Genomic DNA, 23,910 nt, shown 5'->3' with positions numbered 1-23,910 from the left:
AACGCTGGATCGCCCGCTGGAAGGCCGCCCTCAACGCCTTCGACATCGCCTTCGAAGGCCGCCTCACCGCCGCCCGCAACTGACCTCAGCAAGATCGAGTTACACCGTTAACTGGACACACCCGGTCGGTGACACCGGGGCTATTACGGGGGTGCGCGCGGGGTGTGCCTTGGCAGGATGAGGGCTCCTGTCAGGTCTTGTGCGGGGGTGAAGTCGTTGATCGGTCTGGCTGAGGCGATTGAGCAACTGCGGTATGAGCTGGGCGAGGCTCAGGACGCGGGGGCGGATCAGCAGCTGCGGTTCAAGGTGACCGAGGTCGAGATGGAGTTGCTGGTCGAGCTGCGGAAGGAGGGCGGCGCCAAAGCCTCGTTCGGAGTGCTGTCAGTGGGCGCCGAGGGCAAGATCAGCAAGGGCAACGCGCACCGGTTGAAGCTGAAGCTAGAGGTCAAGGACGAGGCGCTGGGCGGGAGCACCGCCGAGGTCGGCGACGATGACGAGGGGTCGTTCGACGACTGATGCCTGAGCAGGCGCGGCAGGGGGCCGATGTACGGCGGCTGGCCGATGTACGGGCCGGCGCCGGCCGACAGGTGAAGTGCAGCGGGACGGGCTATCTGGTCGGGCCGAGTCTGGTGTTGACCTGTCGGCATGTGTTGGTGGACGCGTGCGAGGAGCACGCCAAGCGGGCCGGTACTTCGCATGGTTGCGGGCGGTGCCGGATGTGGCCGGAACTACAGGTACGCATCGGGCAACCCGCCGACACCCCAGTTGACGCGGGCGCAGGCGAGGAGACCGCCGGGGGTGGGGAGACGCTGCTCCCCGTCCGGGTGAGTGCGTCGCTGCTGTGGGAGCACCCTTCGCAAGATGTGGCCTTACTGCGCCTGGACGAATCGGTGCCGGGCGCGGAGGAGTGGGCGCCGGTGCAGTGGGGGCGTTCGGTGACGAGCACGACGCTGCGCTACAACGGCCTGGGGTTCCCACGAGCGACACGTGACGACGACAAGACCCGGTTCATCGAACCACTGGCCGGCGATGTGAATCAGGTGTCGCGTGACCACGACGGGTTCGCGCTCAACCAGGATCACGGTCCACGTGGTGAGCCTGTGGCGGACTCGGCATGGGTAGGCGTGTCGGGGGCGGCGGTGTTCGTCGACTCGTGGCTGGTGGGTGTGGTCACGGTGGACGACCGGCGGGCGCACAACCGGTTGCGGGCCGTCCCCATCACGCGCTGTTTGAACGACGCAGAGTTCGTCCGGCTGGTCCACGACGGCACGGCGTTGGAGCCAGTGCCGGAGCCGGTGGAGCTGGCTGATGTGGTGCAGGCACGACCAGTGGCGGCGCGGGCTGCGACACCAGGGTCGTTGCTAGCCGCAGCCGCCGAGGTGGTTCCTTTTCAAGGTCGCACCGCTCAGCTGGGGATGTTGGCGGAGTGGCGCGACAACGGCTCGGTCGGCCCCCGGGCCGCCGACTTGGCAGGAGTGTCGGTACGGCTGGTGACCGGTGAGGGCGGGCAGGGAAAGACGCGACTTGCGCGTCAGTTCATCGCCGACAGCCTGGACGCTGGTTGGGTGGGGGGATTCACGGTCACCGTGTCGCGGGCGGCCAGCGATGCTCAACAGCAAGCCCAGGCTGAGCGGCTGGCCGACGGGGTACGGGCGTGCGTCGAGCCAGTTCTGGTGGTCTGTGACTACGCCGAGGCATCCCCACTGTTCGTTGAGACGTTGCTGACCGGTCTACTGGCTAGGCCGCCACACCGACCAGTGCGGGTACTCCTGCTGGCCCGGGCCAGCGGCGCATGGTGGCAGGACCTGCATGACCTCCTCGGCGACGAGGCGGCGGCGCTGTTACCGCTACCGCCACTGGCCGACGATGACGACATGCGGCGCGAGGGATACCGAGCAGCGGTGCGGGGGCTGGCCACGGGGCTGCAGCGGTTGCCTGAGCCCGCGGTGCCCGAGGTCGTAAGTCATCAGTGGCCAACCTTGGCGCAACAACTGACGCAGACCCCGCCGGTACTGCCTGTGGAGTTCGGGAACGCGCTGACTTTGCAGATGACGGCACTACTGGACCTGCTGCAGGTGGCATCCGGGCAGGCTGCGGCCCCGGATCGCGGCACTGGCCAGCGTCCTGAGCAGCAGCTGGCCCGGCACGAACGCGACTACCACCGCCGAGTCGCCGCCGGCAAAGGGCTGCTGGAACGTGACGTGCTGTCAGCGACAGTGGCACGCAACAGCCGCGAACGCCACGCCATGGCGTTACTGGACCGGGCTATAGCCGGCTTGATCATGCTGGGTCCCTGCGATGACGGCTTGGCCGCCGCCATCGGTGCCCTGGCCTCCACGGCCCGAGCCGCCGACGTCGTCGAATGGCTGGCCGCCCTCTACCCACCCTCACCCATACCGGGGGCGGGCGGAAACCGGGAGCTTGTGGTCGGTGAGGTGCAGCCCGATCGGCTGGCCGAGATATTGCTGGGAACCATCCTCACTTCTGATAGCACCGGGTCCGGCAGCGTACCCGCCGTGCTCTCCGCTGTGGGTGCCGTGTCGCCGATCGACCAGATCGCGGCGCTGGCGGACGACCTGGGCACCGCACAGCAAGCATTGTTCGCATTGGTGCGTACTGCCACCCACCCTGAGTTCCATGACCTGGTCGGCGAACAGACCATTCAACTGATCGCCGCACACCCCGATCCGTTCGCCACCGCCGCGCCGTTCCTGGCCACCACCCCCGCTCATCGCGGCATCCTGCTGGCGGGGCTGCAACGGCTGGGAGAACACGCCCCGGACGCCCTGACCAGCCAGGTATGGCGCGCCAACGCTCTACTCCCGCGCACCTCGGTCAGCGGGGCCCACCTCAGCGCCACCATCACCGGCATCCTCACCAAACTGTTTCGCACGCTCACCCACTCCAACCGCGACGCCTACCTGCCCGACCTTGCCGCATCGTTGAACAACCACGCTCTCCGGTTGGCGGAGGTCGGTCGCCGCACCGAAGCACTCCCCGTGTCAGAGGAAGCCGTCACCTCCTACCGCGAACTGGCCGACACCAACCGCGACGCCTACCTACCCAACCTGGCAACGTCGTTGAACAACCACGCTGCCCGGTTGGCGGAGGTCGGCCGCCGCACCGAAGCACTCCCCGTGTCAGAGGAAGCCGTCACCTCCTACCGCGAACTGGCCGACACCAACCGCGACGCCTACCTACCCAACCTGGCAACGTCGTTGAACAACCACGCTGCCCAGTTGGCGGAAGCCGGCCGCCGCACCGAAGCACTCCCCGTGTCAGAGGAAGCCGTCACCTCCTACCGCGAACTGGCCGACACCAACCGCGACGCCTACCTGCCTGCTTACCTCCGAAGCCTGGTAGTTCTCGGTCTTACTCTGATAGAGAACACACATGCCGTCGATGCGGTTGACCCTCTGCTGGTAGTGCTTTCTGAGCAACAATCGCTTTCCGAAGAAATTCAGGGCCTTTTTAGGATTGCAGTTGATCTTCTGCGTCGCGCCTACGAGCAGGACGCAGAAGGGGTGACAGAACGGTTCCAAGAACTCACGGATAAAGAGGCTCCGAGATGGCTACGGGAGCCACCTAGCCAAGAATAATTTCGTTTCAATTATTGCGTCGAGGAATTCACGATCCTGCAAGTCTCGGCGTCGGGTTCGGCGTCGAGTTCAGCAAGGCGGGACGAGAGGAGCCCGTAGGTACGGCGGACGGCCTCCGGACGGTCGAGGCGAATCTGTAGCCGCATAACGTCTCGGTAGAGGGGCTCGGCGTAAGGGTCGCGGGTGATGGCCTGTTCCAGCACCGTCAGCGCCTGCTCTGGATCGTCTTCCTCAAGGAGGCGGACGAGCTCCGTAAGGGCGTCGCCGACGACACGGCGGAGGTGCTCGCGCTGGACCTCGGCCCACTGCTGCGTGAGGCCGCTGGCGAACTCACCGCCGCAACGGTCGGCCACGAGCGTGAGCGCGCGGATTCTTGCGGCGTCGTCGGTGGCCTGCTGGGCGTCGGCAAGGGCGGTGGTCAGCTGCCAGAGGTCGACGTCGATGACGTCGGGATCGATGCGGTAGCGGCTACCGCTGCAGATGACGTACATGGGGCCGCTGAGGCCGGTAGCGGTCCGGAGGACGCTGCGGATGTTGGTGACGGCGGTGTTGAACGTCGAGACGATGCTCCCGGGGCTGTCGTCTGGCCAGAGGTCGGCGCAGGCCCGGTCTCTGGTGACACCGTCAGGGTGCAGGGCGAGATAGGCGAGCAGATCACGGGCACGCTGACGCAGTCCCGTCTTGATCGGGCCGTCCGCGGTGCCCAGGAGGACGTCCCCGAGCACCTCAAGGCGGACCGGGGGACCCGGTGCTTCATCAGATAGGCGCGGCGGCGGGACGATGGTCACGGCAGGATGCAGCTCGGGCACCGGTTGCGGGTCGTCCGCGTTCGTCGGCCAGGACGCGACGGCTGTTTCGGTGCCGGTGGCGGTCCGAATGGTCCGCAGCATGTCTGCGGCGTCGCCGGTGGTGAGGTGGAACAGGCGGGCTCCGGTGAACCGTGCGGCATTGAGGCCGTGCGTGCCCGTAACGGTCGCGTCGCTAGCCAGTTCCACGCTGGTGCCGGACGTCCAAGGACCGAGCGCCAGGACTCCGATGGCGAAGCGGCACCCGAGTGTTGTGAGTGCCTGCACTCTTGCATTGTTGGCGGGTATGGACGCGACCAGGAGAACGGTCGGCAGCGGCTCGGCCGGGTCGTCAGCGCGCAGGGCGGCGACGTCGGGTTGCTCAGTCGCTTCCAGAACCCGGCCACGGTGGAGGAGTTCTGCCTCCAGATGGTTGATGGCCTCGCTCAGGGAGGGCTTGATGATCAAGCCTTCGAGCGCCGTGGACAGGTCGGTGATGTCGTCGCCCGGAAAGAGCGCCTGCGCGTCGGCCTGCGGGATGACGACTTCGGCGCGGTAGCGGTGGGCTTTGGCCAGGAGTTCGGTTGTGATGGCTCGGGCGGCGGCGTGCGCGCCGTCCCCGGACAGGCCGAGGCTGAGACCGGCCAGAGGGACGGTGACGCCCTGGCCATCACGGGTGCCCACGATCAGGTGGTCGGGTTCCGGGGTCAGCAGGTCCTCGCGGACGAGTTCCGGGTCGGACGGGACAGGGACCTCGCGGTCAACGTAGGTGTCCAGGTGCGCTTTGCGGGCTTTGAGGACCGGGGCCGCGATCGGGGGCTCGGGGATGTACACGGAGGAGTCCGGGTCGCTTTTCAGCGGACGCCGGCGGCGTCGGTGCAGGCGGGTGGCTGCTACCGCCACAGAGAGCGCCGCGGCGAGACCGAAGCCGATGCGGGAACCGGACGGCAGAGAGATCGCCAGGGGCGAGCCTGCATCGTCCTGGTCGTTCGGTACCGCTGGCACCGGGCTGACGGAGTGGTCGGCGGGCGGCGCCACGACCGGGCTCCGCACGGATGACGCCGTCGACTTGCCGGACCTTGAACCAGGCGGCGCTGGGGTTCGGGTACCGCTTTGCTTCCCTTGTTCGGAAGGGGCCGAGTGCGCGCTTGCACGCGGCGTGGCTGCTCGCGACGGTGAAGGCGCGGCGTTCGGCGCGCCGGGGCGCGGGAGCCGGATGCGCTGGCCTGGGTGGAGGATGTCGGGGTCGGTGAGGGCGGGAAGCCCGTCAGGCTGGTCAATACCCCGGCTTTTCTTGAAAATCTTGGGGTATCGGTCGCCGGAGCCGTAGGTGCGGCGGGCGAGGTCCCAGAGGGTTTCGCCTCGCTTGACGACGTGGGTCTGCCAAGCGGCCTGGTCGGGCTTGGGCTGGGCTGTGGGCTCGTTGGCCAGAAGCGGTGTCCACTCGGGTTCGGTCGGGTCCTGTGGCGGTGTGTCTTGCCTGGGCGACGACTGATGGTGAGAACCCAGCTCGGGAACAGCGGCGTTGTGGATTTCGGTCGCGGCGTGCGTGTGCGCTGCGGCGGAGGCCGAGGTGGAGGTTGCGAGGGACGCGGCGGCGCTGAAGGTGAGGGTGGCTGTGGCGACGAGGTCTCGGACCAGGTGTTGCAGGGGCAGGACCGTGCGCGGCACGGTTGGTCTGGATCGTCCGGCCAGGTAGTTGATCGCCTCGGCGCAGACGGTGACGATGAACAGGCACCACGCGCCCCAGCAGATGAGGAACATCGTGGCCAGGAACACGCTCTGGTCGGTGTCCTGCCGCATCAGGGTCGCGTGGACCTCCTCCCAGGACGGGATCCGGTCCGGGATGGGCGAGCCGCCCATGGCGTACAACGCGACCGGGCATCCGACCAGGAGGAACACGAAGACCACGAGAGCGCCGAGGCCGCGCGCGAAGTCGGCCAGGCGGCTGCGTCCGGTGTAGGTCACGGCTGGTGAGGTCCTTCCACTCCGGTGGTCAGGTTCGCGGTCGCGGTGCCTTCGGCGCGCAGGACGGATATCCCGATCACCGACAGGAACCGTGCGGGACGGATGGTGGTGACGTGGACGTGGATGGCGCGCGTTCCGGCCATGGCCACGGTCCCGCTGTAGCCGCCGGATCGCAGGTAGGAGCGCGCCGCTCGGATCGCGGCCTCCCGGTCCACGACGAACTGTCCACGGGCGTAGGCGCGGTTCGGGTCGACGCGTCCGGCTCCGGCGCGGGCGGCTTCCTGGGCCACGGTGTCGGCGTCTTGCCGGGCTTCGAGAACCTGCTCGAAGTCGACGACCGCGCCGAAGAACACCACGACGACCAGCGTGATGATGACGGCGAAGACGCTCACGCTTCCGCGCTCGGGCCGTCGCCGGAGTGGGTGTATGCGTGATCGCGTCCGGGTAGTGGTGGTCATCGAGTGCCCCGGTAGGGGTCAATTGGGGACCGGTGGGTCTTGGTGACCGTCCGGGCACCGGGCATCCCGGGTAGCCCGACGTCGCTGAGCCTGATCACGCAGGTCACCTGCGCCGATACCGTGGCCGGCTGCCCGACCGGGCGGTTGAAGCCGGACAGGTCGAGTCGGACGGACGGCGTGCAGTGCAGGCCCCGGTCTCGCAAGGTGTACATGGCGCTGGTGCTCGCCTCGGCCCGCGCCTGGGGGGCGGTGCGGGCAATGGACGCTTGCCGCGCGGCGTCAGCGGCGGCTTGTGCGACTACGGCACTGCCGTGCGTCACCCGCATCACCACAAGCAGCCCGGCGAGGAGCGTGATGAACACCGGCGCGAGGATCGCGGTCTCTACAACCGCGTTGCCCGCATCCCGTGCACGGTCCACTCGAACTGGCGTGCCCTTCCCCACGCTCACGCTGGCCCTGGAGTGGTGAAGCGTTCACGGGCGCCGCGCACGGTCCTGGTAACGGTGATGTTGACGCCCGGCAACAGCGACGGAGCGCGTCCGGCTACCTGCATGGTGATGGTGTTCGTACCGGACACCGTGACGGCGGGCGCTTCCAGGATGGGCTCGTGGCGCGCGAAGGATGCTGCGGCGTCGCGTCCTGCGGCGAACGTGCCCTGGCGGGCTCGTGCGACGCGGAGCCCCTCTTCAGCGGCCGACTGCGCCACGTCCCGTGCGACCGACACCATCACCGCCTGCGCGAGCGCCAGGAAGAGCAAACCGACGACGGGAAAGGTGATGGCCGTCGCGACGGTCGCCGATCCCTCGTCCCTCCGGCGTCGTGCTCGTTCAGGCACGTTCACGGGCCGGTGGCGCCGGGAATCTTGTCGATCCAGCCGTTCACCTTGCTGGACACGGCCAGGTAGACGGCGAACGCCAGCCCAGCAAAGCCCGCCACGATGATGATCGTCTCAACCACCCCGGAGCCACGGTCACCACGGCCCCGCACGTCAGCGGCGATCCGCTGGCCCCGGTCGTGAACGGCGAGCGCGGCGCGGATCGCCGCGGCGTTGAGTGTGTTCATGGTCCCCCGATGCGTTGGTGCGGAAGTCCGGGCGGTCAGCCGGACGCCAAGAGTTTGGAGAAGAACGGGAAGCCGACCAGGATCACGAAGCCGAGCATGAGCAAGCTGGTCGGTACCCACATGGCGGTGGTCCGGGAGTTGGCCTCGGCGCGCGCGGAGGCGGACGCCTCGTGCCGCATCGAGGTGATCTTGGCGACCAGGACGTCATGCATCTTCGCGCCCTCGCTGCCAGCGATCTCGGCGGTGTGCGCTAGGTCGATCAGGTCGCGGACGCCGATGTCCTCGCCGAGCTGGGCGAGGGCCCGCCAGGGCTGCTGCTGGGCATGGCGAGCGCGCGTCAGCGCCTCGTGGACGCGCCGGAACGGCCACCCCTCGGTGATCTTCGCGGGGTTCTCCAGCGCGGCGTTCAATGCGGCCCCGGCCTCGCGTTCCAGTACGACGAGCTGAAGGTAGGACGTGAACGCATACCGGAAGTCGCGGCGGCGTTGGCGAGCCTGAGACCGCACGTTCCAATCCGGGACCAGCCACAGGATCGCGGCCAAGGCGAGCCCGGCAACGACCGGGAACGTCCAGCCCGGTGAGCCGCCGGCCAACGCCACCAAGCCGCTGAAGACGGACGGAACGACGAGCCCGGTAGTGAACAGGGTCAGCTTGTCGAGCATGAACCGCTCGACCGGACGCCCGAGCAGCGCCAGATCAGTCCGGGGCAGGGCGAGCAGCCCGGCCGGACGCGTGACGCGATCCGCCAGCCACCGTCCGACACTTTCGCGGGCGCTCAGACCGTCAGCGGTCGGCAGATGGTTCGGCACGGGTTGGACGCGGGCCAAGGCGGCGTCCAGGCGCGGCGGCGCCGGACGCAGTTCGCTGATGAGCACGAGCAGGCCGACGGCGCCCAGGCACCCGGCAACAACGGCGACCACAGTCACAGCTCCGCCCCCAGCTCGGTGGGCACGCGACCGGTGGCGTGCATGAACCTTGAACCGGTCGAAAGGACAGCCAGCCGCCGCATCCACCAGAGCCCCGCCGCGTATATCGCCGCGACCACGGCCATCACCGTCTGCCCCAGCGCAGTGCCGTAAGGGGCGGCGAACGTCTGCGACGAGGCGAACAGCGCGCTCAGGACGACAACGGACGCCACGATGACGACCAGCGTCGTCCGCAGCCCCGCGCGTTCAGCCTCGACATCCCGGCGAACGAGGACCTCGTGTTCCACCGCGTCGGCCAGCAGGCGCAACGCCTCCCGCGTCCCGGGACCACGCCGACGCGAGGCCAGCACCAGCGCGCACGCGATCAGATCGGCGATCGGGTCGTCCAGCTCGTCGGCGAACACCCGAAGCGCCTGCTCGGTGTTGGCGTGGTTGTTCAGGCGTTCCGCCAGCACGGACACCGGTGCGCGGATCGCCTCGGGCGCGATGCGGGCACTGTCAGCCAAGGCTTGCTCCAAGCCGCGGCTGGCGCCCATCATCTCCGCCAGCCGCCGGGACCATTGCGCCAGCGCCTCCAACCGCGCAATCCGGCGCTGCGGTGCCCGTCCAGACAGCATCGGCGGAACCGCGTACGCCCCGGCACCCATCGAGAGAGCGGCGACCGGCCATCCGGACAGCAGGAACACCGCGATGGCCGCCACGGCAGCGGCGAGCAACCGGTTACGGCGTCCAGGCCAGGCCGACGAACGCAGAACCGTCTGCAACCGCGACGGCGGACGCACTCGCCGTTCCGTCGGTTCGGGTGCCCGAAGCCCAACCACGAACGCGAGGACGGCCCCGGCGGCGCACAGGCCGGCCAGGGCCGCGAGCACGCTCATCACAGCCAACCCCCAGCGTCCGGACCGGGCTTGAGCATCTCCGGATCGAGGCCCTGGGCCACAAGTTCGTCGAGCAGGGCGGCGCTGATGTGCCCACCCGCCGGGGTGGCTCGTCCATCGGGCCCGGGGGTGAAGATCAGGTTGCGGGTCGGTTCGATCGAGTCCGCAGGCGGCCCGATCTCCATCACCTGCGAAACGAACCGTTCATTGCTCGTCTGGTCCCGCTCCAGATAGACGATCACGGGCTCGGCCAGTCCGAACATCAGGTGCACGTCATCGGCCCCGAGGCCGAGATCGGCACGGCGGCCGAGTTGGACAACGCGGCTGAACACGTGTTCCGGCCGGTGGACGTGAAGGGTGCACATCGAGCCGCGCGCCCCGGAGTACATCACCTCCAGCATCGGCGCCAGCTCTCCATGCCGCGCCTCGCCCACGATCACCCGGTCGGGATTCAGGCGCAGGCACGCCGGCACCAGGTCCTGCAATCGGACCTCGCCCGCGCCCTCGGCGTTGGCCTGCCGGGCCTCCATGGCGACGACGTCGTGATGGCGGTGCGCCAGGCGCGGGTCGTCCAGGAACAGCTCGAAGTCGCTCTCCAACGTGATGACCCGCTCCTCGGGCGGAATCTCGTTGGCCAACGCACGCACCAGCGTCGTCTTGCCGGTGTTGACCTCCCCGCACACGATGACGTTGCGTCGGGCCCGGATCGCCGCTTTCAGGAACGCTTCCAAGGGCGCGGTCAGGGTGCCGATGTCGGTGAGCTGCCGCAGCGTGACATCGACCAGCCGGTGTACCCGGATCGCCAGATGCGGGCGCCTGGACACCCAACCCACCACGGCCAGCCGGACACCATCGGACAGCGCGGCGTCCAGCAGCGGCGAAGCGTGGGAGAACTCGCGGCCGGTGTTCCCACGGCGCGCCAGCAGTTGAACCCACTCGATGAGATCGTCATCGGTTTCGGCGACCGGCGGCCCCGGTCGCTTGGTGCCGTCGGTGTAGCTGATCCAGGTCTGTCGGCAGCCGTTGACGACGATGTTCTCGACATCGGAACGGTCCAGGTACGGCTGCAACGGCCCGAGCCCGAACCGGCGGTCGAAGACCAGCCGAGCGATCTCACGCAGCGTCTCCGCCGACACCACCCGACCGGACGCCAGCAGCCCATGCGACCACGCCTGGGCCTGCGCGTCGATCAGCTGTCGTGCCCGTATCCGGTCGATGCCGTCGGTGAGGACGTCCACGAGCTGCGCCGACACCTCGCGGACCGCCGCCCACACGTTCGCCTCGTCCGCCTGTTCAGGTGGTGCCGCTCCAGTGGACGTGGGGTCGGCGTAGAGGACTCCCTCCGGCCTGGCGAACGTCCAGCCGGACGCGCTCACCGGTCGCCCCGAGCACCGGCACCGGCACCGGCACCGGACAGAACCGCGCCGCTCTCGCTCCCGATGTCCGTCGACGATGCCACGGCGGTCGCGCGGAGGCGCCGACCAAGACATGTGAACGACCGCAGGAGCAGCGAAGTCCTGAAGGTCCTGCGGGGCCGAGCACCGTCCGAAAGGACTTGGGCATCGGCGGGCGAGCACGGCAGCTCAGCCATCACCGGCGTCCCAAGAACGCGCTCGACCTCCGCCGCGCTGTACGGCCCATCCATGAGCAGGCACAACCCGACGGCCGCGCGATCGCCCACCAGGTCCTTCAGTGCGTCGAGTCGTGGGCCGGCGACATCGACCTGCGTCAACGTCGGTTTCAACACCATGACCACGCTCTGGGCAGACCGCAACAGAGCGTCTGGTGTGTCCCGGCCGCCAATGCGTCCGAGGTCCGCGATCACATCGCCTGGCCGCGACGCCAACACCTCGGCCAATCGACCCCACAGCGGTCCCAGGCGCACCCCGTGCCGAGGATCACGGACACCATGCAGCAAGGCCGCGGAGTCCGCGCCCGGGATGGGAACCACATAATCCTCAAGCGGAAGCCGAACGTCCGGGCCCGACTCGGCGGCCATCGCCAGGCCGAGCAGCCCCGCACCGGCCGACTCGCGGAGTCGATCCGCCATGAAACCCGGGAGCACACGACGCCCCATGGGGTCGCACTCGGCCAGCAGCACTTCGCTCGGCCATGTCAGGGCCAGCCCCAGGGCGGTGGTCGTGACGCCCGGCGATCCGCCCGGCGAGACCAGGCAATGCAGCGCCACGATCAGCCCCGCCTTTCCGTCACCACGAGGACGACCAGCCCGGCAGCCGCTTGCCGTGCCACCGCACTGCTGTCGGCATCAGGCACGATCAAGGACACCGTCATTGCGCCCTCGGCGTCCGGGCCGCTCACCTCATCGACGACCGCGGCGACATCCCGCAGGACGGTGCTCTGGGCTCGGCCCTGCGCCGCGCCGGTCACGGGCTCCTGCCCCTGATTGCCGAAGGTGAACACCACTCGGACACCCCAGCCAGCGGCCAACCCAGGCGGCATCGCACCAGCCTTCAACGGAACGGCCACCAGCGCCCGTCCCGCCGGAGGACTCTGCCCCGTCGTCAGCTGCGACGCCGCCAGGAGCGTCCCCTGCCGCAGCCCCACTGCCGCCCGCTGCCCGACGACCTGCTGGAGTTGATGTCCCGGGATCACCGTCACGCCCGGCACCACCGCGACCCGAACCCTGTCGAGATCGGCCTGGGTGATCTTGTGCCCCAAGGCGACATCACGCGCCACCCTGACGACCGACACCCGGTCACCCGAGGAACGAAACAGATACACGTTGGTCACCACGGCCAGCACCAACAACAGCACTGCCGCCACAATCACGCCTGGACGGCGCTGGCGCGCCAGCCGCCCGGACGACGGCGCCCCCACACCCCCCACGGCCTTCGAAGCAGCAAGCCTCGACAACACTCGGCCACTCGATTTCATACCGCCCCTCACCCGTAAAGCGCCTGCGCCTCGGCCACCCGCAACCGGAACGTCGTAGACCGGCTCAACGGCGGAAGCACACCACCGGACCCATCCGAACCGCGCCACGTACCGCCCCACAGCACGGTCACCCGCACCCGATACGCCTGACCGGGCTCACGCAGCGACGACCGCGCGAAGGTGTAGGAACAATCCGTGCGCTGCGACGCGGCCGACCTTGACTTGTCATAGGCCGTACCGGGCCCCGAGCACCGGACGACCGGCTCGCCAGGTCCCGGCGCAATCGTCATGCTCTGCGGACGAGCAGTCACCTCAACCCACACGCTCCGAGCCGACACACGACCGCTCAACGAACGCCAGTTGGTCACCCAGAACCACTCCGGCAGCCCCACCAGTCCGCCGCTCTGACGCGGCGGCGCCGTCCGTACAGTCGGCGCCGGAATCGGCATACGCGCCCACTCGGTCAACGCCAACTCAGCCGGAGAGACCCCACCGCCGCCCTCACCCGCTTCCGGGCAGACCACCTGCACATATTCATTGAGCGCCTGGCAATCACGCCGGCCCGGCTCCTGCGGCACCTCCGCGTGGCCTCCACCCGACTCAGCGGCAGGTGGTCGCCGTCCGCTCGCGGGTCGGCCGCCGTCCTGGGCACCGAAGTTGTAACTGTAAAAGTTCGCGTCTGGCGGAATTGGATCCTGCGGCGGCGGCGCCGCGACGAAAGAGGAAATTAGAAGACCAACCCCGAGCATGGGAGCAACGACTTCCACTCGTCAGCACCCTTCGCCGATCGTGATGGACTTCCTGACCCGCCACTTCCCATCAGGTCCCTTCACCAAGAGTGCCTTGGTATCCCCCTCCCCAACCCCACGCTTAATTTTCTTGCCCGTAATTGAGTTTCGAATTCCAGCGCCACTTGAGTTCTGGCAGTCAAAAACCGTAGCACCAGTCGAAGTCAGCTGAACACTTTTTATGTGAACGACGACGTGGCCATAGGTCGTAATGTGCTGCCTCTTCATCACGTCAATACGTCGCAACACACGCGAAAGCTGGGGATCGACCATGATCGTAGCGAGGTCCCGCTTACGAGACTCGGCGGGAAGTGAATCCGCGCGGTCGAGCATCGCCACGAACTTTGTGTAAGTGGACGCCACGACATCCTCTTCCGTCGCGCTCGTCGAGGGCAACGGAGCAACAGAATCCGTCAACGAGGGCAAGGCAACAGCTTCTGGACCACCACCGCAGCCCGAACAGATCAACACCGCGACCGCGGCAACGGGCCAGCAGAACCGATGCGCCATCCGCTTGCCAGTACCAGACAAGTCTCACCTTCAAGCACTTGATCGTTTGCGGGCATCACGCGACATCAACGTCGAGCGATAGTAGATGCAGGCCGAGTACTTCGCCACACCTCGCAGCATCAGCAAAATAAATATTGCCACAATTGAATATGGATCAACCCTCACAAGTGGGGCATATTTGCAAGGTTGCCTCTCGGGCTTAATATCGATACGACGCTACGAGAGCGCGCGGCCGGGGTATGGCGAAGTAGCATCGAGGCATGCCGCCAGGCTGGCGAAGAACGCGCAGGAGGCGGAACAATCCCCGCGAACGCGGGGGCGACACCGCGCTCCACAAGTTGCTCTACAAGATGTGTGGACGATCCCCGTGGGCGCGGGGGCGACCCGACGTTCATCACCGCGGGCATCATGGGCTTCGGACGATCCCCGCAGGCGCGGGGGGCGACATCACTCCGGCCGCGTGGGCGGTGTCCATGTCCGGACGATCCCCGCGGGCGCGGGGGCGACGCCATCTGCGACAGGCAGGTGCCCGCCAACTTCGGACGATCCCCGCGGGCGCGGGGGCGACCGCCGCACCGATGTGCTGGTGCACGGGGAGAACGGACGATCCCCGCGGGCGCGGGGGCGACTCCCTCGCGGGGATTCGCTGGCCCCTCGCACGGGGACGATCCCCGCGGGCGCGGGGGCGACTTCGCGACCGTAACCGGGAGACTGTCCGACCCGGGACGATCCCCGCGGGCGCGGGGGCGACCGGGCTCGCGGCGATCCTGGCGCGGGCCTGGGCGGACGATCCCCGCGGGCGCGGGGGCGACCAGATCTGGTCGGCGCCGCGCCCGGCCCGGATGGGACGATCCCCGCGGGCGCGGGGGCGACGCCCCGGCCCGTGCCAGGCCCTTGCCGATGCTCGGACGATCCCCGCGGGCGCGGGGGCGACCGGCCGATCGGCGGCGGGAAGCGGGCGTTCGGGGGACGATCCCCGCGGGCGCGGGGGCGACGGTCCTGGGCGACGACCGAGACCGAGGAAGGCGGGACGATCCCCGCGGGCGCGGGGGCGACTGGCTCGGGCTTGAGCCACTCGCCCCCGATCCAGGACGATCCCCGCGGGCGCGGGGGCGACGCGCCGGCCGAGACGGGCGAGTACAAGGGCAGCGGACGATCCCCGCGGGCGCGGGGGCGACCTCATAGTCGGCGAGCGCCTCGGACGCGTCGTGCGGACGATCCCCGCGGGCGCGGGGGCGACGCGGCCTCGCCGCAGCGTCGACAGGTCGAGCTCGGACGATCCCCGCGGGCGCGGGGGCGACGAGTGGACCCTGACCGACTGGGGCGGCAAGGTGGGACGATCCCCGCGGGCGCGGGGGCGACGCCGCGCGCCGCCATGCCCTGAAGGGGGTCGTCGGACGATCCCCGCGGGCGCGGGGGCGACACGCCCAGCCGCCGGACGCGAATATGTCGTCCAGGACGATCCCCGCGGGCGCGGGGGCGACCCCATGAGGTGGGCGGCCTGCTCGACGAGCGGCGGACGATCCCCGCGGGCGCGGGGGCGACTCCCCATGGCCGACTCCGACAGCCTGGACGAGAGGACGATCCCCGCGGGCGCGGGGGCGACGTGAACACCGGGGGGGAGCACCTCGACCCCGACGGACGATCCCCGCGGGCGCGGGGGCGACGGCGGTTGGCGTGTTGAGGGGGAGGCTCTAGCAGGACGATCCCCGCGGGCGCGGGGGCGACCCGCCCGTCTCGTCCAGCAGCTCCAGCATCGCGGGACGATCCCCGCGGGCGCGGGGGCGACAGAAGTCCGTCCTGGAGTGGGTGAAGAAGAAGGGGACGATCCCCGCGGGCGCGGGGGCGACGGCAACGGCAACCCAAGCTGGGACTGCTCGGGGGGACGATCCCCGCGGGCGCGGGGGCGACTCGGCCGGCCAGGTCAGTGTGACCGACGCCAACAGGACGATCCCCGCGGGCGCGGGGGCGACACGTGGCTGTGGAAGAACGTCATAGCGCCCGCCGGACGATCCCCGCGGGCGCGGGGGCGACAACCTGGGCAACTCGGCGACCAACGAAGTGTCGGGACGATCCCCGCGGGCGCGGGGGCGACACTTGCTGACCTGCAATGTTAGGCGATGGTAGGCCGGTTTTTACTCGGTTGGATGCGAGCTTGCCCGTTTTCCCCTGCGACTAAGGAGCATCGGGTATACGTCGGTGCATGCCGGAAGTCGTCTTCTACATGAGGGCCTGGTGGTGAGCGTGGAACACCCGAACGGCCCGCTAAATCTTCAACTCGGTGCACTGTGGGGGAAGTCAGCCGGGAAGGCTGGCGGCCGACCAAACTTGCTGATCTCCCATCTGCTCGACACAGCAGCCGTGGCCGAGCAGATCTGGGATCACTATCTGGCCCCAGGGACGCGATCGTGGCTCGACAGGGTGGCCGGCGGAGCAGGGAGGGGGCGAGGCTTCTTCAGTTGGTTGTGCGGGATGCACGACTGTGGGAAGGCGACGCCCGCCTTCCAATGCATGGACGATGCCGGAGCCGCCGCGGTGCGCCAGGCTGGGCTCGGGTGGGCACCGCACATGCTCGCGAAGGGCCGGTGGCGGCACGACCGGGCGGGAGGCCGGCTGGTCCGAGAGGTTCTGGCCACGGCCGGGTGGGCTGGCGAGCAGATCGAGTGGGTATGGCCGCTCATCGCGGGACACCATGGCCTGTTTCCGCCTTTAGCAGGCTTGCGGCCGCCAAAGGCGGGGCTTGGCCATCATCAAGGGAGAGGCCAGGAGTGGGCGCGTGTTCAAGACGCGTTGGTCCAGATCCTGACTGAAGAGCTAGGGTTCGGCGCCCCAAGTGCAGTTGAACCTCACCTGGTTCCTACCCGTGCCCAGCAGCTTCACTTGAGCGGCCTGATCGTAATGGCCGACTGGATCGCCAGCAACGAACACCACTTCCAGGGGATAAGCGATCTTCCGTCGATAAGTCTGGCACGGGCTCGCGATCGCGCGTCAGCCGCCTGGTCGGCGTTGGGTCTGCGAGGCGGCTGGGGAATCCGCCCGGTTCCCGAGCCCACCTTCTTCCAGGATCGCTTCGATGAATCTCCTCGTGAGTCTCAGATGCTGGTGATGCAAGTAGCGCGGCAAATGCCCCGGCCTGGCCTCCTGATCGTCGAAGCCCCGATGGGAGAAGGAAAGACCAAGGCCGCGTTGGGAGCCGCTGAGATCTTCGGTGCTCGTTTTGGCGCGGACGGTGTGTTCGTCGGCATGCCGACTCAGGCGACGGCCGATCCGATGTTCACGCAGGTGCGGAAATGGGTCGAGCGCATCGAGCCCGGCTTGGGGGCAGAGGTCGCACTGCTACACGGCAAGCGACGCTTCAACAAGGAGTGGCAATCGCTCCTGGAGGACGCTGGCCAAACCCCCGATGACCTGTACGGCACGATCGAGGAGGACGCGCAGTACGGCATGGGTCCGGCTCCGGCTGAATCGTGCGAAGAGCCTGAGCGCCGCGCGCCAGCGGAGTGGTTCCTTGGGGCGAAGCGGGGTCTTCTCACCCCGTTCGTGGTGGGAACGATTGATCAGTTGCTGTTCGCGGCGACTCGTACAAAGCATGTGATGCTGCGCATGGCTGGTTTGGCCGGCAAGGTCGTGGTGCTGGATGAGGTCCATGCGGCGGACGTCTACATGTCCCAATTCCTGGCCGAGGGGTTGTGGTGGCTAGGGCAGGCGAGAACACCAGTGGTGTTGCTGTCGGCGACCCTCCCTCCAGGCCAGCGCCAGGCACTGGTGAAGGCATACCTCGCGGGCGCTGCTTCCCGGGAAGACGCACCGGACATCGCTATCCCAGAACCGCAGGGATATCCGAGCGTCACCGCCGCGTGGCAGGAGGGACCTGAGCCACGGGTGCTGGTCTGCAGCACCTCGTCATGGCGAGCGGACCTGACAGTGGGGATCGAGGTCCTAGCTGAGACAGAACAGACCACAACGGCTCAGGGGCGGGGCGGGTCCCCCGGCACCGCAGCCGTCGCCGAGTTGTTGGACGCGCGGTTGCGGGAGGGCGGCTGTGCTCTGGTCATCCGCAACACCGTCGACCGAGCGCAGGAGACCTATCAAGCTCTGCGGCGAAGGTTCGGCCAGGATGTGCGTCTGCTTCATGGTCGTCTGCACGCCTCCCACCGAGCCGAACGGACCGAACAGGCACTAGAACTGCTCGGCCCCAGGACAGGAGCTGCTGGTGATCGTCCACGGCCGCCGTTGATACTCGTCGCGACGCAGCTGGCTGAGCAGTCCTTCGACGTGGACGTCGACTTGCTGATCACGGACCTGGCGCCGGTCGACTTGCTACTGCAACGCATCGGTCGGCTGCACCGCCATGCCCAGGTGCCAAGACCTGCACCAATGCGCTCGCCGCGCGTGGTCATCACGGGCTTTGCGCCCGTTGAAGGACAAGAGCCCAGCTTCATCGGCGGCAGCGAGGCTATCTACGGGCGCTGCCTGCTGCTCCGGACGGCGGCCCTGCTGGAGACGGAGCCGACCGAGTGGGGCATCCCCAGTCAGGTTCCCGAGCTCGTGGCACGCGTGTACGGCGACGACGTCGGCTGGATTCCGCAGACCTGGCGTAGCGCGGAGCGGAAGGCTTACGCGAGATGGGCGAAGGAACAGCAGCAGCGGGCGGAGAATGCCCAGCCGTTCCTCCTGTCCAGGTTCGGCGAGCACGACCGCCCGACCCTGGCGGGCGTCCACATCGGCGCTTCCAAGGAGGGCTTGGGCGACGAGCAGTTCCAGGCACTTGTACGAGATGGCGAGCCCAGCATCGAAGCCATCCTCGTCCGCCATGACGGAGCGACGTTCAACACCCTCCAGGGCCGGCGGATCGCCGTCACTGGGGAGGAACCTGCACCGGAACTGCTGGATGAACTACTGGGCGCCACAGTCCGTCTTCCGTCGTCACTCACCAGGCCAGCCGAACGGGAACTCAGCCCCTTGGACGGCTGGCGCGACCACCCTTGGCTCCGCCACAGCCGGGCCCTGGTCATCCCCGAGTCCGGTATCGCCACCGTCGGCGAGGCACAGGTGAGCTACGACGAGTCGCTCGGTCTGGTGGTCAGGAGACCGGGCCGAACCCGCTGACCGCCCGGGGTCGTCTGGTGGTTGACCAGACGACCCCGGACGTCATCCCCGCATTCGCGGGGTCAACGTGCGCTCCAGTCACAAGCAGGAGCCATCCCCGCACGCCCTCGGAACTCAACACGCCCTTCGGGACTGACTTGGCGGGGCTCTAGGCCCCACTGTCTCACTTCTCTAGCGGCGTCGGCATGCGCTCCGTGTTATCGTTTCGCTCTAGACATAAGCAATTGACCCATGGAGGTCGCTGGTGAAGATCGTTATCCGAGCGAATGTCGAGGCCGCCGCTCTCCTTGCCTGCTCCTCCGTCCTCGCCTGTGTAGCTGTCGGCTACCGGGCCGGGGGCCTGCATCTCGCCGCCGTCCTGCTACCGATCGTGGTGATCGGGGTGGCTGCGGCACACAAGGCCGGAAGTACAGCCTGATCTCACATCGGTCAGTGACTCGCTAGCTGCAAGCGTTCCGCCTGGTGCGGTTAAGCCCGATCTCGACCGGAACCGGCCGGGATCGGGCAACTCCGGAACGTGAGCAGTCGGGAGTGTCAGAGTCGACTCCTACGCTCCAGGCAACCGACGGCAGTCCACACCCCAGCAGTGGGCATGGCGGCAAGGAACGACGTGATGGCGCGTTTCGACCTGATAGACGAAGGCTGGCTGCCTCTGCGCCGCAAGGGCGGCGGCACGGTCGTCGATGTCGGCATCGCTGAGGCGCTGCTCGACTCGCACGAGTTCGCCGACTTGGTGGTTGAACTGCCGACCCAGGTTCCGGCGCTGCTGCGTCAGGTTCTCCTCCCGATCGTGATGGACGCGTTGGGCCCTCCGGCGGACCGGGTGGAGTGGAACCTTCGGTTCGCCGCCGGGCGGTTCAGCCAGGCTGAAATCGACCGGCTTCGCGGCTATTTGGACGAGCACCGGGCGCGGTTCGACTTGTTCAGCTCCTCTGCCCCCTTCGCTCAGGTCGCCGGGCTGGAGGCGACGAACGGGGAGACCAAGGGGTCGGGGCTGATCGTGCCGACCGAGGCGACGGGCAACAATGTGCCGCTGTTTGCGTCCCGGACCGAAGGCGACATGCTGCCGTTGACACCGGCGCAGGCGGCGCGGTGGCTCGTGCACGCGCACTGCTGGGATACCGCGGCCATCAAGCCCGGGGCCAAGGGCGACGAAGCACACGTCAAGGCCGGTAAGACGACCGGGAACCCCACCGGACCGCTCGGACAGTTGGGGCTGCTCGTGCCGATGGCGCCGACGCTGTACGAGACGTTGCTCCTCAACATGCCGATCGGTAGCCGGGCTCAAGCCGGATCGCCGCAGTGGCGTGCCGTCGAACCTGCCCAGGCAGGTTGGGAGATCCGCGTTCCTGACGGGCTGCTCGACCTGTGGACGTGGCAGTCCCGTCGGATACGCCTGATTTCAGAACCGGGTCCAGAGGGCGATCGGGTCGTCCGGATCGTGCTGGCCGCCGGCGACCGGATGCGGACGATCCCCGAATGGGAACCGCACACCGCCTGGGCGTTCAAGAAGTCGGCAGAGAAGGCTTCGGCCGCGGACCGGCGGCCACGGCGCCACGCCAGCGGCAAAGCGATCTGGCGAGGGCTGGAAGCCCTGCTGGCCATGGAACGCGCGGACGCCTCGGCCGGAGGGTCGGTCGAAACCAGCAGGTTGCTCGTGCAAGTGGGCGATCTGGAGGCGGAGGGAATCCTCCCCGACGAGTACCCGCTCCGGTTGAGCGCATACGGCATCGTCTATGGAAACCAGTCTGCGGTCATCGAGGACGTCTACCACGACGACATTCCGTTGCCGGTGGCCGGCCTGCGCAGGGACGCGGACACCTACGGACTTCTACTCGGCATGGTGCAGCAGGCCGAGGACCTCGCTCGGGCCGTCAACCACCTGTCAGGGGATCTACGCCGAGCGGCTGGGCTGGCCCCGATCCCGTGGGACAAAGCACAGCGTCCCGGGGAGCAGATACTGCACGCTCTGGACCCGGTGGTGCGCCGCGTCCTCGCCAGAATCCAAACCGAGCAGGATTGGGACGTCATCCAGCAAGGACTGCTCGCCTGGGAGATAACCGCCTATCGAGCCGCCCGAGAGGTAGCCGAGCCACTGTTCGCGGCCGTCCCCGAGAGCGTGTTCGCCGGCCGCCAACTCCGCCGCGGTATGGGGGACGGGGCATCGACCTCGACGTACTCCCTGGGCACCGCCGAGCACAACTTCCGGACGCAGGTCAACAAGATCCTTCCCGCCGCTGCCGACGCACGGTGAGAGCAGGCGATGTCTACATCCACCGACCGCGCCGACACCGTCGACACGGCCACCTGAACGGGAGGTCTGGCATGGCACAGCGCTACTGGAACAAGTACGTCGGACATGACGGCACCTGGCGAGACAAACACAGGCCCCCGGGTGAAGATCTGGCGGTCATGCGCACCGGTCTTGGGCGCGACGCAGGCATGGTCCCGGCCCTGTGCCGCTACTACACCTGTGAGATCGACGACTGGGCCGCACGGCGCGGAGAAGTGTCCATCGAACAGGCGGCCGAACATGCCGCACTGGCTCTTTTCGGATTGCATCAGCAGTCCAAGACCCGGCCCATGCACCGTCCCGGCGTCCCACTCGGGAAGGCGCTGCGCAAGCTGCGGGAGGACGGCAAGTTCAGCCAGCAGGCCGTGGACGCCCGTGTGGACGCTGCTGCAACCGCCACCAATGTCACGGCGCTGTTGATGCGACTGCGGAGCTTGATCGACCAGCTCCGCACCATCAACCAACCACTCGACTACGACCAGCTGATGAAGCTCATCCACGACTGGCATTTCACTGACGGCAGGCAGCGTGCACGCCGCAAGTGGGCCGTCGACTACCAGGTTTGGATCGAGGCCCCGGACCGGGCGGAAAACGGCACGGAGAGCAGCCCCCAATCTGCCCAGGCCGACGCGCCAGCCGGTTCCTGACGACACCTCGGGAGACCGAGGCGTCTCGTCCCCACCAATGCTGTTGGAGAGACCATGAACAAGCGCCAGTACGTCGACTTCCACATCCTGCAGACCGTCCCGCCCGCGAACCTCAACCGCGACGACCAAGGGAATCCCAAAGAGGCATACTTCGGTGGCAAGCGGCGGTCCCGCGTCTCCTCGCAGGCGTGGAAGCGAGCCACCCGCATGACCTTCGCCGAGCATCTCCCCCCGGCACAGCACGCGACCCGCACCAAGCGGATCGCCGGGCAGCTCGCCAAGCGGATCGAGGACCGCACCGAACTGGACGCCGAACAGGCGGCGCGGATCGCCGGAGCTGTCCTCGAACCGCTCGGGATCAAGGCCGGTAAGAAGGCGGGAGACACCGCTTACCTGCTGTTCTTCGGCTACCAGCAGCTCGACGACATCACCGGTCTGATCACCGGGCGGGCAGAAGAGCTGTCGACTCTAGACGACGACGCGCTCAAGAAGGCAGCGCAGGATCTCGCGGTCAAGGAGAAGCTGCAAAGCGGCCACCCCATGGAAGTCGCGCTCTTCGGCCGCATGGTCGCCGACATCCCGTCCCTGAACGTGGACGCCGCTGTCCAGGTCGCGCACGCTCTATCCACCCACGAGGTGGTCTTGGAGTCGGACTACTACACAGCCGTCGACGACGAAAGCCAGAAGGTCGACGAGACCGGTGCCGGGATGATCGGCTACGTCGGATACAACTCCGCCACCCTCTACCGGTACGCAACCGTCAGCCTGCACCAGCTCGCCGAGAACCTGGGCGGCACTGACGCTGCGCTAGAGGCCACCAGCAGGTTCGCCGAGGCGTTCGCCCGCTCCATGCCGACTGGGCACATCAACGCCTTCGCCCACCGCACCCTGCCCAGCCTGGTCGCCGTGGTGGTCCGCGACGACCAGCCCGTCAACCTCGTCTCAGCGTTCGAGCGCCCCGTGCCAGACACCCATGGCATCGCCGCCACCTCGGCCGTCCGGCTCGCATCCGAGTTCACCGTGTCCTGCCGCCAATGGGGCAGCAGCCCGGTTCATACCGCGGTGTGCCACATGCTTACGGCCGAGAACGGTGACATCGCCCAGCTCGCCGAGGCGTTCGGCGCCAACCAGACCTTCCCCGAGCTGCTGACCGGACTTCAGGACGTCCTCGTCCGGACCTGGAAGCAGGCGTGATGCCAAGAATCCGCCGCGGCACCACGGTCCTAGCCCTGCGCCTGGCCGGCCCCCTGCAATCGTGGGGCGACAGCAGCGCCTTCAACCGCCGTGAAACGCGCCCGGAACCCACCAAGTCCGGCGTCCTTGGTCTTCTGGCCGCCGCTGCCGGACGCCCCCGCGAGCACCCGCTGGACGACCTGATCGCGCTGCGTCTGGGTGTCCGTGTCGACCAGCCCGGCACCATCCTGCGCGACTATCACACCGTTAGCGACCACCGAGGGCGCCCGCTCCCCCAGTCCGGGGTCACGGCCAAGGGCGTCCAGAAACCCACGTCCCCGGCCAAGTACACCCATGTCACACAGCGTTTCTACCTACAGGACGCGGTCTTCGTCGCCGCCGTCGCCGGTGACGAGCCCCTAATCGGTTCCCTAGCCAACGCGGTCACCAACCCTGCCTTCCCATTGGCACTCGGCCGTCGCGCCTGCGTCCCCACCCAGCCGATCTCTCTCGGCCTGCATGACGGGGATCTCAAGGAGGTGCTGACCACGCTGCCCTGGCAGGCGTCGCAATACGCCCGAGACAAGCACGGGAGCCGCAACGGAAACCCATCCCACATCAGGCTGCCCGTCACCCTCGAAGCTGACGACGGCGACGACATCCAGCATGACGTGCCGCTGTCATTCGACCCCCGCAGTCGCCAGTTCACCAGCCGCTGCGTCCGGCACGACTGGGTATCGGTCCCTACCGGCCTCCCCGCCCCCTCATCTGCAGACGGCGGCGGCCACGATCCCTTCGCCCTGCTGGGCTGGTGAACGC

The 23,910-nt window shown here is 68.2% G+C and carries 20 protein-coding genes and 1 CRISPR repeat array; of the genes, 9 read left to right on the top strand and 11 right to left on the bottom strand.

Translation table 11 applies throughout. The features are described from left to right. The first annotated feature begins 207 nt into the window (after positions 1–207). Positions 208–516: a trypco2 family protein gene (locus tag SM418_RS27065; protein ID WP_371943834.1), complete on the top strand. Its 309-nt coding sequence runs from the start codon at positions 208–210 to the stop codon at positions 514–516. Further along, complete coding sequence (locus SM418_RS27060; protein ID WP_371943835.1) at positions 516–3,599, top strand: trypsin-like peptidase domain-containing protein; 3,084 nt, start codon at positions 516–518, stop codon at positions 3,597–3,599. The genes SM418_RS27065 and SM418_RS27060 overlap by 1 nt, the downstream gene beginning before the upstream one ends. An 11-nt stretch (positions 3,600–3,610) precedes the next feature. On the opposite strand, the gene SM418_RS27055 is transcribed toward SM418_RS27060, so the two are convergent. The 11 genes from SM418_RS27055 to SM418_RS27005 all read right to left on the bottom strand — a co-directional run bounded on the left by SM418_RS27055 (position 3,611) and on the right by SM418_RS27005 (position 13,698). Next, a complete protein-coding gene (locus SM418_RS27055; protein WP_371943836.1) occupies positions 3,611–6,286 on the bottom strand; it encodes a BTAD domain-containing putative transcriptional regulator in 2,676 nt (891 codons plus the stop codon). Positions 6,287–6,348: 62 nt separating this feature from the next. Beyond that, positions 6,349–6,744, bottom strand: a complete 396-nt coding sequence (locus tag SM418_RS27050; protein WP_371943837.1) for a pilus assembly protein TadG-related protein — start codon at positions 6,742–6,744, stop codon at positions 6,349–6,351. Positions 6,745–6,806: 62 nt separating this feature from the next. Then, positions 6,807–7,229 carry a TadE/TadG family type IV pilus assembly protein gene (locus tag SM418_RS27045; protein ID WP_371966118.1) on the bottom strand — a complete coding sequence of 141 codons (423 nt, stop codon included), beginning with the start codon at positions 7,227–7,229 and terminating at the stop codon, positions 6,807–6,809. Positions 7,230–7,255: 26 nt separating this feature from the next. After that, the gene (locus SM418_RS27040; protein ID WP_371943839.1) at positions 7,256–7,651 is read right to left on the bottom strand and encodes a TadE family protein; all 396 of its coding nucleotides are present in this window, start codon (positions 7,649–7,651) and stop codon (positions 7,256–7,258) included. After that, positions 7,648–7,872 carry a hypothetical protein gene (locus SM418_RS27035; RefSeq protein WP_371943840.1) on the bottom strand — a complete coding sequence of 75 codons (225 nt, stop codon included), beginning with the start codon at positions 7,870–7,872 and terminating at the stop codon, positions 7,648–7,650. The genes SM418_RS27040 and SM418_RS27035 overlap by 4 nt, the downstream gene beginning before the upstream one ends. A gap of 35 nt (positions 7,873–7,907) precedes the next feature. Continuing rightward, on the bottom strand, positions 7,908–8,792 hold the full coding sequence (locus SM418_RS27030; RefSeq protein ID WP_371943841.1) for a type II secretion system F family protein: 885 nt from the start codon (positions 8,790–8,792) through the stop codon (positions 7,908–7,910). A gap of 2 nt (positions 8,793–8,794) precedes the next feature. Beyond that, on the bottom strand, positions 8,795–9,676 hold the full coding sequence (locus SM418_RS27025) for a type II secretion system F family protein (RefSeq protein WP_371943842.1): 882 nt from the start codon (positions 9,674–9,676) through the stop codon (positions 8,795–8,797). Further along, positions 9,676–10,950: a TadA family conjugal transfer-associated ATPase gene (locus SM418_RS27020; protein ID WP_371943843.1), complete on the bottom strand. Its 1,275-nt coding sequence runs from the start codon at positions 10,948–10,950 to the stop codon at positions 9,676–9,678. Before SM418_RS27020 ends, SM418_RS27025 begins: the two co-directional genes overlap by 1 nt. Positions 10,951–11,048: 98 nt before the next feature. Beyond that, positions 11,049–11,864 carry a hypothetical protein gene (locus tag SM418_RS27015; RefSeq protein WP_371943844.1) on the bottom strand — a complete coding sequence of 272 codons (816 nt, stop codon included), beginning with the start codon at positions 11,862–11,864 and terminating at the stop codon, positions 11,049–11,051. A 2-nt stretch (positions 11,865–11,866) separates the two neighbouring features. After that, the gene (locus tag SM418_RS27010) at positions 11,867–12,451 is read right to left on the bottom strand and encodes an SAF domain-containing protein (RefSeq protein ID WP_371943845.1); all 585 of its coding nucleotides are present in this window, start codon (positions 12,449–12,451) and stop codon (positions 11,867–11,869) included. 890 nt (positions 12,452–13,341) lie between these two features. Continuing rightward, positions 13,342–13,698 carry a hypothetical protein gene (locus SM418_RS27005; protein WP_371943846.1) on the bottom strand — a complete coding sequence of 119 codons (357 nt, stop codon included), beginning with the start codon at positions 13,696–13,698 and terminating at the stop codon, positions 13,342–13,344. Between the two features lie 13 nt (positions 13,699–13,711). Here SM418_RS27005 and SM418_RS27000 point away from each other — a divergent pair, with 13 nt between their 5' ends. The 7 genes from SM418_RS27000 (at position 13,712) to cas5e (ending at position 23,906) form a co-directional block, all read left to right on the top strand. Then, complete coding sequence (locus tag SM418_RS27000) at positions 13,712–13,951, top strand: hypothetical protein (protein ID WP_371943847.1); 240 nt, start codon at positions 13,712–13,714, stop codon at positions 13,949–13,951. 213 nt (positions 13,952–14,164) lie between these two features. Beyond that, positions 14,165–15,964: a CRISPR direct-repeat array (repeat unit 28 nt; unit sequence GGACGATCCCCGCGGGCGCGGGGGCGAC). Positions 15,965–16,068: 104 nt separating this feature from the next. Continuing rightward, complete coding sequence (gene cas3 / locus SM418_RS26995; RefSeq protein WP_371966117.1) at positions 16,069–18,978, top strand: CRISPR-associated helicase Cas3'; 2,910 nt, start codon at positions 16,069–16,071, stop codon at positions 18,976–18,978. Between the two features lie 244 nt (positions 18,979–19,222). Beyond that, entirely contained in the window at positions 19,223–19,396 is a 174-nt protein-coding gene (locus SM418_RS26990) for a hypothetical protein (RefSeq protein WP_371943848.1), read from the top strand. 195 nt (positions 19,397–19,591) lie between these two features. Continuing rightward, entirely contained in the window at positions 19,592–21,232 is a 1,641-nt protein-coding gene (casA, locus tag SM418_RS26985) for a type I-E CRISPR-associated protein Cse1/CasA (protein WP_371943849.1), read from the top strand. 71 nt (positions 21,233–21,303) lie between these two features. Next, a complete protein-coding gene (casB, locus tag SM418_RS26980) occupies positions 21,304–21,918 on the top strand; it encodes a type I-E CRISPR-associated protein Cse2/CasB (RefSeq protein WP_371943850.1) in 615 nt (204 codons plus the stop codon). A gap of 54 nt (positions 21,919–21,972) precedes the next feature. After that, positions 21,973–23,112 (top strand): type I-E CRISPR-associated protein Cas7/Cse4/CasC, encoded by a 1,140-nt coding sequence (gene cas7e, locus SM418_RS26975; RefSeq protein ID WP_371943851.1) that lies wholly within the window; start codon positions 21,973–21,975, stop codon positions 23,110–23,112. Continuing rightward, positions 23,112–23,906, top strand: a complete 795-nt coding sequence (cas5e, locus tag SM418_RS26970; RefSeq protein ID WP_371943852.1) for a type I-E CRISPR-associated protein Cas5/CasD — start codon at positions 23,112–23,114, stop codon at positions 23,904–23,906. The genes cas7e and cas5e overlap by 1 nt, the downstream gene beginning before the upstream one ends. Positions 23,907–23,910: the final 4 nt, after the last annotated feature.

The sequence above is a fragment of the Actinomadura chokoriensis genome (genome assembly GCF_041463665.1).
Lineage (GTDB): Bacteria > Actinomycetota > Actinomycetes > Streptosporangiales > Streptosporangiaceae > Spirillospora > Spirillospora chokoriensis_A.
The sequence above is the reverse complement of the archived record's forward strand: the minus strand, read 5'-3'. Positions and strand labels throughout refer to the sequence as shown.